This is a genomic window from Colwellia sp. BRX9-1 (assembly GCF_014077195.1).
GTDB lineage: Bacteria > Pseudomonadota > Gammaproteobacteria > Enterobacterales > Alteromonadaceae > Colwellia_A.
Window position 1 is genome coordinate 1 of sequence record NZ_JACGVM010000002.1, and the last position, 12,071, is coordinate 12,071.

General features: G+C 40.2%; 8 protein-coding genes. 6 read left to right on the forward strand and 2 right to left on the reverse strand.

What is annotated here, in order from left to right; all coding sequences use genetic code 11:
- The first annotated feature begins 321 nt into the window (after nucleotides 1–321).
- Nucleotides 322–1,731 carry a S8 family serine peptidase gene (locus H4J76_RS02630; protein ID WP_182230073.1) on the forward strand — a complete coding sequence of 470 codons (1,410 nt, stop codon included), beginning with the start codon at nucleotides 322–324 and terminating at the stop codon, nucleotides 1,729–1,731.
- A gap of 708 nt (nucleotides 1,732–2,439) precedes the next feature.
- On the opposite strand, the gene H4J76_RS02635 is transcribed toward H4J76_RS02630, so the two are convergent.
- Nucleotides 2,440–4,944, reverse strand: coding sequence for a S8 family serine peptidase (locus H4J76_RS02635; protein WP_182230074.1), 2,505 nt, complete (start codon nucleotides 4,942–4,944; stop codon nucleotides 2,440–2,442).
- A gap of 350 nt (nucleotides 4,945–5,294) precedes the next feature.
- Between H4J76_RS02635 and H4J76_RS02640 the strand changes: the two genes are divergently transcribed.
- Nucleotides 5,295–7,808 (forward strand): S8 family serine peptidase, encoded by a 2,514-nt coding sequence (locus H4J76_RS02640; RefSeq protein WP_182230075.1) that lies wholly within the window; start codon nucleotides 5,295–5,297, stop codon nucleotides 7,806–7,808.
- A 114-nt stretch (nucleotides 7,809–7,922) separates the two neighbouring features.
- Here H4J76_RS02640 and H4J76_RS02645 read toward each other — a convergent pair whose 3' ends face one another.
- On the reverse strand, nucleotides 7,923–8,540 hold the full coding sequence (locus H4J76_RS02645; RefSeq protein ID WP_070373951.1) for a response regulator transcription factor: 618 nt from the start codon (nucleotides 8,538–8,540) through the stop codon (nucleotides 7,923–7,925).
- A 617-nt stretch (nucleotides 8,541–9,157) separates the two neighbouring features.
- On the opposite strand from H4J76_RS02645, the gene H4J76_RS02650 reads away from it, so the two are divergent.
- The 4 genes from H4J76_RS02650 to H4J76_RS02665 all read left to right on the forward strand — a co-directional run bounded on the left by H4J76_RS02650 (nucleotide 9,158) and on the right by H4J76_RS02665 (nucleotide 12,033).
- Nucleotides 9,158–9,535, forward strand: a complete 378-nt coding sequence (locus tag H4J76_RS02650; RefSeq protein WP_070373952.1) for an RNA-binding S4 domain-containing protein — start codon at nucleotides 9,158–9,160, stop codon at nucleotides 9,533–9,535.
- A gap of 255 nt (nucleotides 9,536–9,790) precedes the next feature.
- Nucleotides 9,791–10,237 carry a RimK/LysX family protein gene (locus H4J76_RS02655; protein WP_220465981.1) on the forward strand — a complete coding sequence of 149 codons (447 nt, stop codon included), beginning with the start codon at nucleotides 9,791–9,793 and terminating at the stop codon, nucleotides 10,235–10,237.
- 107 nt (nucleotides 10,238–10,344) lie between these two features.
- Nucleotides 10,345–11,001, forward strand: coding sequence for a response regulator (locus H4J76_RS02660; RefSeq protein WP_182216997.1), 657 nt, complete (start codon nucleotides 10,345–10,347; stop codon nucleotides 10,999–11,001).
- A gap of 18 nt (nucleotides 11,002–11,019) precedes the next feature.
- Entirely contained in the window at nucleotides 11,020–12,033 is a 1,014-nt protein-coding gene (locus H4J76_RS02665) for a HAMP domain-containing sensor histidine kinase (RefSeq protein WP_182230076.1), read from the forward strand.
- Nucleotides 12,034–12,071 lie beyond the last annotated feature (38 nt).

Here is a 12,071-nt window from a genome sequence, read left to right on the forward strand (position 1 = left end):
AAATTTTAAATTATTTATCTTGAAGACTCTTTTTAATATCATTTTCTCTGCTATTGCATAGTTTAAATCAATCACAATCCCTGCTCTTTTTTATTGTTGCTACTGCCTGCCAACCCACTACTATAAAACTACAATTTCAATTAGTTAAAACATTCAAACTCAGCAAAACGCCCTTTATTTAAAGCACACCCACTAATAAACTCACAGCATATTTACCTTAATACACTTAGGGTAACCCCCTATTTTCAGGCTGCCTATTTATTGGGAAACTAGCTGTGATAGAAATAATTGCAATGATTTAACAAACGGAGTTTGGTTATCATGAGTAAATTAACTTTAAGTGCATGGCTTATAGCCTCTTTAGCATTAACAATGCCTACAAAAGCATTGGCTGAAAGTATTATTGGCGAGCAACTCGCACAAACCCTTCCTACGATGACTGACAAAGAAACAATCCTCGCGGTAATAACCTTTCAACAAATGCAGCCACTCTCGATGAATCAAATACAGGCGCTAATAGCTTTAGGTATTAGTAAAGGCGTTAAGTTTTCTGCGCTGCCTTTAATCGGCGTGGTCGCTAATGTTGCACAAATCAAAGCAATCGCCGCGCGTGACGATGTCCGTTCAATATGGTTAAACCGAAAATTAAGCTATTTTATAGCTAACTCACGGCAAAACTCCGGTGTTAATAAAATTCAAGGAACAGACTTTGTTAATATTAATGGTGATACCGATTATAGTGGTAAGGGTGTGACCATTATGGTCAATGACTCAGGGATTGATGCCACGCATCAAGATCTACTTTTTGGCGACGTAGTCATTGATAATGTCGAAGCGGCCATACAATTATCAGCTTTGGCTAAAATGAGCACGACCGAGACCTTTATTAGTCGAGGTCAATATAATACTGATGTAAACACAGACCACGGTACCCATTGTGCTGGCATTATTGCAGGCTCTGGGGCCATGTCTGATGGTAAATATAAAGGTGTCGCTCCCGATGCCAAACTAGTTGGTTACGGCTCAGGTGCTGATTTAACTATTTTAGATGCTGTTAGTGGCTATGATTATGCGATTAATCACCGCTACGATTATCAAAGTCCATTGCGTATTATCAGTAATGCTTGGGGCTCAACCGGAAACTTTGATGCGAACAGCCCAATTGGTTTAGCCTCATATAAAGCTTATACCTTGGGGATATTGTCAATATTTTCTGCCGGAAATTCAGGGGCAGGTAAAAGTAGTCATAACCCTTATGCTCAACTCCCTTGGGTAATATCAGTCGGTGCCGGTAATAGTCATGGTCACTTAGTTGATTTTTCTTCTCGTGATTTATCTTATAAAACTGTCAACTTTACCATGCCAGATAAGCAAGAATGGACTTATAATAACCAAGTCACAGTTGTCGCCCCCGGTCACTACATGGTCTCAACCCGATCATCGAATAATGGCCTTGCTTACAGCGCAGATGATGATTTTCTTTTTGACTCCGCCTATACCCCTTTTTATAGTCGATTATCTGGTACTTCAATAGCAACATCATATACGGCGGGTGTTGCCGCTCTCATGATGGAAGCTAATCCATTATTAAGTATCGAGGAAATCAAACAATTAATAGCAAAGTCTGCAACTCAGATGCTTGGATACCAAGCGTGGGAAGTTGGTGCCGGCTATATTGATATAAGAGCCGCTGTTGCTGCAGCAAAAACACATGTTAAAGCGTATAAATAATCACTCACGACAACACTGTCGGTCTATACTGTGCAAAGACTGATGTCACCGCACTATTAAACAACGAAAGTAGTTTAGCGTCTTTAACTTTAGCCTGACATCTTATTGAACTTTTTGTCGCAGCAGTGACAAAAGAGTAAATATTAACAACAACGCCCTGGCATAGACGGGTCTCTGGGAAGATAATATTATCCCACTCCAGCAACCAGTATTCCAATGCGATAGCTATACCGCTAATACGTAACAACTATTAACTATCAATTACTAACTATCAACTGCTAACTATCAACTACAAGACAATGCTGCGCTTAGTTATTGAGAGTCAAAATAACTCATTTAAATTCCCTCGTGTTCGTTATCGGCCTATTGATTAAAGCCAAAGAGTCAATGATAAGCACACCCGCCTAACAATCGAGAGACTAGATAACTAATTTCAGTACCTTAGTGCCAATACCTAACGATAAAAATAGAACCAGCTCACCAACCTCTGCAGAGAACAAACAAGAGATCACTTGGAAAATTTGTCAATGATGTCGCTTAACATAGCATTAGCTTATCAAAACGATACTGAAAAAAGCAGAAACTATGATTAACAGTGTGAGTGGCAAGGGGTAGCTAACAGGTAAAAAAAAGGAGGCCAAATGGCCTCCTGATTAATATGCGGTACTAGTTACCGAAAGTAATTACTCAAAGTATTGACCAAAGAGCTTACTGAAAGTATTGACCAAAAAGACGACCGGCAGTTAAAGCATATTCTGCACGAGTGACTTTATAATTTCCACCAAAGCTAGCGTTCAACTGTGGCGTTAAGTCGTAAGTACCTTGAGTAACATCAAAGTGAACATTCAATAATGAAAGCTGTATGGCAAGTTGCACATAACCTTTCATATCGTCGGCAATGCTGTCTTGATCTGCTAGCACAATAGTCTGACCATTATAGTCAACCGTAATTTCATCTTTCTCAGGATCAAACGCTTTAGCCATTGATTCTAGTCCTAGAATTTGAACTAAGCTGTAAGCTAGGTCTACTTTAGATACACGACCGTTATGTGCAAACTCACCACTTTTATTAAGCATAACTGGCTGCTGTTCACGCAAGCTATCTTTCAATGCGCCACCGTTAACCGATACCGATTCAATAAACGCTTGGTAACCACTAGGTACTGAATTAAGTTCTGGCTTTGGCTCGTTGTCTAATTCACGGTATTGACGAACAGCGCCGCCCATGACTAGGTACTTAGCTAAGTCTTTACGTTTTAACTTTGCATCAGGGTTGAAATCACCGTTATTCAAGCCATCCATTAGTCTTTTGCTTACTGCATATTTTATCGCATTTTCATAACGATGAGCGGCTATATCGTTTACCCCTTCAAAGCCAATTAAGTCTTCAAAATTTATTTTAACGTCGAAATTCTCAGGAGCCATTGGACCATTAGTTAGATTAAGTGGATCTGGATTTACGCCAGACAAAGAGGTTAGTCCGTCAACTCGAACCGTCCACGTACCTGCCATTGCAGGTGCCGTAACACGCATATCAGTTCCAAGCACAGGTAAAGTTAAGTTACCAAAGTATTCAGTGCCATCGGGGTCAATTAAAACTAATTTAGCCGTATTAGCCAATGAGCTCGCAGAGCCCTTAACCCACAATGCTTCACTGTGAACCTGAAATTCAAATGAGTTTTGCAGTCCTAGTGGCTCTGTGACGCCATTGGGTGTTGACCAGATAGAACCTTCAGGGCTTTTTTCGCTAATTTCAACTAGCGTATTAGCATTGAAAACTTTACCGCGTAGGTTATTAACCGTGACACTGTGGTTCATATCATAGTTTTTGGCTGCGGCTACTGCTGCACGGGCGTTTACAAATCCAGCACCGACTTCAAAGCGCTCGTAACCTGGCATATTAGTCGCAGATTCTTGTAACAATTTTTTGATGGCCATGTTATCTAAGTCAGGATTAGCTTCTAACATTAGTGCAACAATACCAGCAACATGAGGCGTTGCCATCGACGTACCTGATATCATGGTATAGAAAGGTAAATGAGTAGGGTCCATCGCGTCTACATCAGCTTCACCACCATTTGCGCCGGCATTAGTAACTGCACGAGTAGAAATAACGTCTACACCAGGAGCTACGATAGTAATTTCATTATTGTAGGTCCATTTTGTACCATCTGGCATATCGAACTCGCCAGATTCATACTTATAACCACGTGAAGAGAAACCAGCTAGTGTGCCATCTTTTTCTCCTGCGCCAATAGACATGCCCCAAGGAATTTGTGCATAAGGGTTGTGCGTATCTTCACCTGAGCCGGAGTTACCTGCTGCAAATACAGATAATATTCCCATTTTATGGGCTTTATATGAAGCTAGAGAAACTGGGCCAGTCGGGTCGAACTTACCACTTGAACCCCATGAGTTACTCATTACGCGCAATGGATTTTCGTAACTATCACCTTTAGTAATGGCATAGTCATAAGCGCCTATAGTATCAAGAATAAGAATAACACCACCTGAGCCATAGCCTACTAGCTTAGCATCTGGCGCTGCGCCTGGGTAAAGGCCATCTGACATAGTACCATATCCAGCAATAGTGCCAGCACAATGGGTACCGTGGCCTGAATTAGTATCTGTGTTAGGTTGGTTCTTAAGTATTAGACCTTCGGTTACACCCGTTATGCTTAATAAACTTGCATGCGTTAGACCTTGCACGTTATCAATCACTTTATCGCCAAAGAATAAATCCTGATGGGTAGCATCAATACCCGAGTCATTAACCATTACAGTTACGCCTTTACCGGTATATTCAATGCCATTTTGTAATTCAAATTCAGCACCTTGAACCGCATCAACCCCCGTGATTTGACGAGCATCAGAATTAAAGTATTCAAGCTCACGATTTAACCATACCGAGCGCACATCGCTACGTTGAGCAATGGCTTTAATTTGGTCTAAGTTAGCGACTACGCCAATAACAGGAACCGAAGCAAACTGAACAGCCTGACTAATACCTAGTCCAGAAAGATGCTCTAGTTGAGTTGTTGATACCGGCTCTAATTGGTTATAAGTTACTACGGCCATAACCGTTTGAGAACCAACCATAGTCGGTAAAAACTCAGCTAACTGCTCGCCAATGGCAGCGTTAGCGAAAACTTGAGACGGCATAGTTAATGCCATGGTTGCTGCTGCTATTGCACTTAAGGTAAATTTTTTCATTATTTCACTCGTTCTAGTTATTATTAAGGGGTGTATATAATTCACTCAAGCACTCTATCGAGTTAAGGGGGGCTGAGTAAATAGGGGGTTCCCCCTATCTAAAGAACTATTAGCTAAATTAAAATCGCTAATACGATCAACTCGCTGATACTTTGTTTCTAAAATGATTCACCTTATAGGTTTGCTAATTACGCAGTTATTTATCCAATATTAGGGGTAACCCCCTATTTTCATCTTAGTGGTTTGTCGGGAGACTAAAGGTGATAAAAATATTTTAATAATTAAAAACAATTAGAAATATTTAAGATATTTAACCTACAAGTATGAAACATATTGGAGTTTGAAATAAAATGAAAAAATTTACCTTAAGTGCCTTGGCTGCAGCCTCTTTGGCAATGACATTACCTACGCACGCTTTAGCTGACGCTGCTATTGGCGAGCAACTGGCACAAGTGCTTCCGACGATGACCGGCGAAGAAACAGTTATGGCCGTGGTAACCTTTGAACAAATGAAGCCCATATCAGTGAGTCAAATACGGGCGTTAAAAGCCTTAGGTATAAGTAAGGGTGTGCAGTTTTCTGCCGTACCTATTATGGGTGTTGTTGCTAATGTCGCACAAATCAAAGCGATTGCCGGACGAGATGATGTCCGTTCAGTATGGTTAAACCGTAAGCTTGAATATTTTAATGCTAACTCTCGTGAAATTACCGGTGTTGACAAAGTTCAAGGTACCGAGTTTGCAAACCGCAATGGCGGCACAGAATATACCGGTAAAGGCGTAACCATTATGGTTAATGACTCGGGTATTGATGCAACACACCAAGATTTATTCTTTGGCGACGTAGTGGTTGATAACGTGCAAGCGGCAACACATTCACTCGATCTCGCTGAAACCGGTATCACAGACGGTTTTGTTATTAAAAACCAACCTAATACCGACTTGAATGTCGGCCACGGTACTCACTGTGCTGGCACTATAGCGGGCTCGGGCGCTATGTCTGATGGAAAATATAAAGGCGTTGCACCCGATGCTGATTTAGTCGGTTACGGCTCAGGGTTAGGTTTATTTATTTTAGATGCGGTTGGCGGCTATGACTATGCTATTAACCACGTTTATGACTATGAACATCCTCTGCGTATTATGAGTAACTCTTGGGGTTCAAGCGGTAAATTTGATGCTGATGGCCCTGTAGCCTTGGCGTCATATAAAGCTTACAAATTTGGTATTTTATCGGTATTTGCTGCGGGTAACTCGGGCTCTGGCGAAAATAGCAATAACCCTCATGCTCAGATCCCTTGGGGAATGTCAGTAGGTGCTGGCGATACCAATGGTAATTTAGTCGACTTTTCATCTCGTGGTTTAGAATATGAAAGCGGTGATTTCACCATGCCAGATGGTAATGCATGGACTTACACTAACGAAGTCACAATTGTCGCACCAGGGCGCAACATGGTATCAACGCGTTCATCAACCAATATGGCTGCCAATGGCGGAGATGCTGATTTGGTGCTTGACCCAGCACATATTCCTTTTTATACCCGTATTTCGGGTACATCAATGGCAACACCACACACTGCTGGTGTTGCAGCGCTGATGATGGAAGCTAACCCTTCGCTAAGTATCGATGAAATCAAGCAATTAATGAAAGAATCTGCGACGAATATGCCAGGTTATGAGTCTTGGGAAGTCGGTGCAGGTTATATTAATGCCCATGCTGCAGTAGCTGCAGCTAAAGGGAAAAATGCAGATCATAAAAAATCTGTTAACAACAGCGCTGACTCTCGTTTCACGGCCAGTATCAATATGCAAGCCATGAAAATTGCTGAAGGTGCTTTAGCGTTTGAAACACTAGAGTCGCAAGTAATTGAATTTAAAGTCAATGCCAATGCAAAAACCGTACATGTCGGCTTAACGGCCTTAACAAGTGTTAAAGCTGTACTTGTAGCACCTGATGGGCAACGTTTTGAAGGCGACTCTACCGACCCAGTTTGGGACAGTAACTCGTTTGTAACGGCTCCAGCACAAGCGGGTACTTGGCTCTTATCTATGGAAACTGACGCCTTTGGTTTATCAGTGCCACCTGCTGCTGCAGCTTACGACGAACAGGCACAAACTGAAGAAGCCAGTGATAACCATATCAGTTATTGGGTGTGGCAAGATATTTTAACAAGCATAGAAGGTATGGATGACGTAGCAGGCCATAGTCAGCAAGCAGCAATAGAAACTGCTGTACTTGAACGCCTTATGGATGGTCGTTCAGCGACATCTTTTGCACCTGATGCGATGTTAAATCGTCAGGAATTGGCTAAAGCCTTAGTCATGGGGACATCGGTACGTCAGTATCGCCATTTAGATGGGGAAACAGAAATAAGCCTAAGTGGTGTTAACGCTAGATACCGTATTTTTGCTGAATCAGTTGCTATGTCAGGTGCCGCGTTGAAAGATGCTAAACAACAATTTGGTCCCGTGATGATGGTTGATAATAATGGCGACTTCCACGGAAAATCTGCTGTGACTCGTGCTGACTTAGCTTATAGCCTAATACAAGTTATTGGTAAAACTCAAGAGGCAATAGACTTGGGCGAAGCGCATGAAATCACAGTTAATTACAAGGGTGAATCAATCGTGATTGCTGACCAAAGTGATATTGCTGACGATATGCGCGGTTATGTGCAAATTGCTTTGAACGAAGGTCTGTTAGGTGTTCGCTATAGCCTTGAGCAAGGTCAATTTGATTTACAACCGACAATGGTTGCTACATTTAATCCAGAAGACGGTGTAACTCGTGCTAGCTATGCGATTATCGCTAATCAAATAGATAAAAATTACTTTGTCTCAGGGACAAGTTCGAACGCAGAGTAATAACAGCTAAATGTAGAGCAGAGTACGTATAACATCTACATTCATTAAACGCCCTCCTTGTAGGGCGTTTTTTTGTCTCTAGCAAAGTTCAAATGAGATGAGATAAAATAAACACTATTCAAGAAGACCTGCTTTATTAGCCATTCTTAGTAGTTCTGCCACACTGCCAACCTGCAGCTTTTTATATATTTTGGTGCGATGATTTTCCACCGTTTTTACACTCATATTGAGTAATTCTGCTATTTTCTTACTGGTATTTCCGGCAATTACTGAGAAAAACACTTCTCTTTCTCGCCGAGTTAATACTTCTAATGGGTTGGACGCCGGCTGACAATTATTGGCAGATAAGTTTGGAAAGAAGGTTTTACCGTTATAAACATCTTTAATCGCATGAATAAGAAGATCTGAGGACGACTCTTTGAGGATATAACCTTTAGCACCCGCTTTTTGCATCGCTAAAATATACTCAAGTTCGTCGTGCATGGATAAAACTAATATTTTTGTCGTTGGCCGTTGCGACAATAGTTTGTCAATTGCCACCAGTCCGCTCATATTTGGCATAGAAATATCCATCACCACAACATCAGGATCGGTTTTTAAGGTTTGACTGATTAATTCTATTCCATCTTTACATTCAGCCAAGATAGTAAACTCGTTACCTGCCTTTAAATAGTTTACTAATGCTTGGCGCATAAGCACATGGTCATCGGCAACAACAAGTGAAATACTCATAACGAAAGAGCCATGGTATGAACGCTATCATCTTGAGCATCTTTGACAAACATGCACCTGTACAAGCGTTTTACTAATTGACTTAATTGACTTTTTTCAAGTTTATTCAAATTAGCCTCTGTGTCCGGGTAAAGAAAAAAATAATGCGATACACCACTAATAATAGAAGGATGCATAGTGTTGTTCTGCAACTTTTCATGTTTTCTTAACAAGTAATAAAAGTTATTTACCCTGTTCGCCGTAAATTTGATTATGGCATAATTATAAACTTTAGCATTGTATAAAACATTTAAAAAGCATCAACTTATTCCTCAGCCAAGTAAACCTTGCTGTGGCTAATAATGGCCATAAAGTTTGATCAGTTTGTCAAAGCGGTCGACTAACTGCCGCTAAAAAAGCTAGATACAGAAACTTTATCAGCCGAAAGTCAGCTTAACCATTCACCCAAGCATTTAAATTATCAAGGCTATATATTAAGTGAGCTTTAAAAAGACCTGTTTTAATTGACGAAGTGCGATAATAAAATTTACGACTAAATAATCTATACCTTATCCTTGTCACACTTCTTTATGTTATAATTGTTGCCATTAAATTTAATATCACTAGGCTAACGTTACATGTCTGCACACCCTATTATTAATATTTCGGTTGAACCAATCGAGCTTTGTAAATTACTAAAAATTGCCAATATGGTCGGTGGTGGTGGCGAAGCCAAAATAGTGATCAGCGAAGGTTATGTTCTAGTTAACAATGAAGTTGAGTTTCAAAAACGAAAGAAAATTCGTCATGGCGATACCGTTGAATTTGATGGCGAAATTTTTGAAGTTGCCCATACTCCAAAACAAAAGTCATCAACGACTGCACAGCCCAGTGGAGCTGGAACTAAAAGCTCGCTTAAAAAGAGTAAATCAAACACTAAAGAAACCTTTGTTTCTGCAGAGCAAGCAATTGAACCATCATCTTTGCCGGCGAAGAGAAGACCTATTTCCTTCTAATTTCAAACAAATTTGATGATATACCCCCAGAAAAACACTCCTTAAATGGGTGGACAATCAAGCCACCCTACTTTAAAAAAGCTATGCTTATCGAACAGTTATGGCGCTTATAACAATAAGAGCTGTCATTATTGCTGACAACGGCAACATCTTTTTGGCGTAGTATTTCTTAATAACAATGATATGCTATTGTTTTAGCACTTGTGCCGTAAAATATAATTTTGTCTGCTACAACAACATAATGAAATGGATAATATGAAAGAAAAAATACTTGTCGGTGCTAGAGAAACTATTGATTTACCCGAATTAGAGCTATTTGAGGTTGCAACCCGCATTGATACTGGCGCGCAAACTTCATCGCTCCATGTTGATCATATTTCTGAAAATAAAGTCACTGGCATGTTGGACTTTGAATTTCATCCTGATTCTCACGATGTCACTAAAACGATTAAATGTTCGGCAAAGATAGTCGATAGAAAACGTATAAAATCTTCTAACGGAGAAAAAGAACGTCGCTATATCATCAATACGTTGGCGGTAATGGGCGAATTAACATGGACAGTAAGACTGTCATTAACCGACCGGTCAAGCATGAACCACTTGATGCTATTGGGACGTGAAGCGATGAAAGGTGAAATGTTGGTCGATCCAGAATTTAGTTATCTCGCCTCAGTAGAAAAAATATCACCGAGTGTTGATTAACGTTGAATAACCTTAACAATAGTCAATAATCAATAAAGCAAAGGCCTTAATATGTCCTTAAGGTTAGCATTTTATCATAGATAGTTTTGTAGTAAGCGGAGTAATAAATGCGCATATTAATCGTCGAAGATGACAAGATCATCGGTGATGGTTTAGTTCAATGTCTATTGATGGATAATTACGCCGTTGATTGGGTTGAAACTAAAGAATCCGCTGAAACAGCATTACTCACCACACCTTATGATTTACTTTTACTCGATATAGGTCTGCCCGATGGTTCTGGTCTCGATGTACTTAAAAAGCTTCGACGAGATAAAAATGATGTACCGGTACTCATCTTAACCGCCTACGACGAAACACCACATAAAGTTGAAGGGTTAGATGCTGGTGCAGATGATTATTTGGTTAAACCCTTTGATTTAGATGAATTATGTGCTCGGATCAGGGCGCTACAAAGAAGAGCAAGTGGCCGTGGCACCCCACTCTTCAAATCAGCCAATATTATTCTTGACCCCGCCACTCACAAAGTTACCCAAGCCGGCGAAACCGTTAGATTAGGACCAAAAGAGTTTGCTATTTTACAAACATTAATGGAAAAACCAGGACTGATACTTTCTAAAGCCCAAATCCAAGATAAACTCTATGGCTGGAATATGGAAACTGAAAGTAACACCATTGAAGTGCATATCCATGGTATACGCCGTAAATTAGGTAAAAGCGCAGTGATTACTGTCAGACATGTTGGCTATCACGTCGCAGAGTAGTGACAAAGGGACGATAAAATGTATCAAGAAAAATTACTTTGGCCACTGAGCATCTTACTGACAATCACCTTTTTGACTTTGGGTTTAGGATTATACCTCAACGGCGCAACGACAATATTTTATCTTGCTTTTATTAGCACTATTTTACTGGTGTTTGTGCTTATTAACATTCATCGTAATACCCTACCTACTAAAATTACTGACTCTCTGGCTCAGTTAACAAAACAGCTTAAAGGCTTTGAAAGCGGAAAAACCGATGATCTTCCCCTTAATAATCATCCTAGTGAGTTAATTGCATTATCGCTAGTGATTAACGCGCATCTAAAATTAGAGTCTGACCGAATTACCCATGAACAAATGTTTAGCTCAGAAGCGTCTCATGAATTACGCACCCCTTTAGCGGGTATTCGTATTCAAGCGCAAATAGCACAAAGAACGAAAAACCCAGAGCAACAACAAAAAGCATTAAATAGTATTATCAAAGCTATAGACAGAAGCTCTAGGTTAGTTCAACAACTCCTTATTTACTCAAGACTGACAAAGCGTAGAACAAATGCAGAGTGCTCAACAGTGATATTGAGCGAGATAATAACGAGACTTATCGAATCCCATCAAGAGACTCAAAATGAGCGCCATATAAAACTTTTGCTCAATATCGACGAGAGCATTGACTCACTAGGCATAGGGTCTCACGAAGAGCATTTAACGATTTTATTTGATAATTTATACACCAATGCGCTAAATAACACGCCTGTTCAAGGTATCGTGTCTCTATCTTTGACCTTAGTCGGCGAGCAATTGAGCTTTGTAATAGAAGATTCAGGGTTAGGTGTCCCTGCAAGTGATTTTGCTCGGATCGTTAAACCCTTTCAGAAATCTCAAGACGGAAAATTAAAGGGAACAGGATTAGGTTTAGCGATATGCGATCGCATCACGTCTTTACATGAAGGGCGATTAATTCTTTCACAATCAAGCGAATTAAAAGGCTTAGCCGTTAGAGTACACGTAATAGTCAATATTCTAGCTAGCTAGTCTTACAAAGCTAATTACATTACAATTCATATATTTAT

Bases quoted from the DNA above. Each gene is read 5' to 3' on its own strand.
- H4J76_RS02630 (WP_182230073.1), top strand. From the start codon at position 322: ATGAGTAAATTAACTTTAAGTGCATGGCTTATAGCCTCTTTAGCATTA.
- H4J76_RS02635 (WP_182230074.1), bottom strand. From the start codon at position 4,944: ATGAAAAAATTTACCTTAAGTGCAATAGCAGCAGCAACCATGGCATTA.
- H4J76_RS02640 (WP_182230075.1), top strand. From the start codon at position 5,295: ATGAAAAAATTTACCTTAAGTGCCTTGGCTGCAGCCTCTTTGGCAATG.
- H4J76_RS02645 (WP_070373951.1), bottom strand. From the start codon at position 8,540: ATGAGTATTTCACTTGTTGTTGCCGATGACCATGTGCTTATGCGCCAA.
- H4J76_RS02650 (WP_070373952.1), top strand. From the start codon at position 9,158: ATGTCTGCACACCCTATTATTAATATTTCGGTTGAACCAATCGAGCTT.
- H4J76_RS02655 (WP_220465981.1), top strand. From the start codon at position 9,791: ATGAAAGAAAAAATACTTGTCGGTGCTAGAGAAACTATTGATTTACCC.
- H4J76_RS02660 (WP_182216997.1), top strand. From the start codon at position 10,345: ATGCGCATATTAATCGTCGAAGATGACAAGATCATCGGTGATGGTTTA.
- H4J76_RS02665 (WP_182230076.1), top strand. From the start codon at position 11,020: ATGTATCAAGAAAAATTACTTTGGCCACTGAGCATCTTACTGACAATC.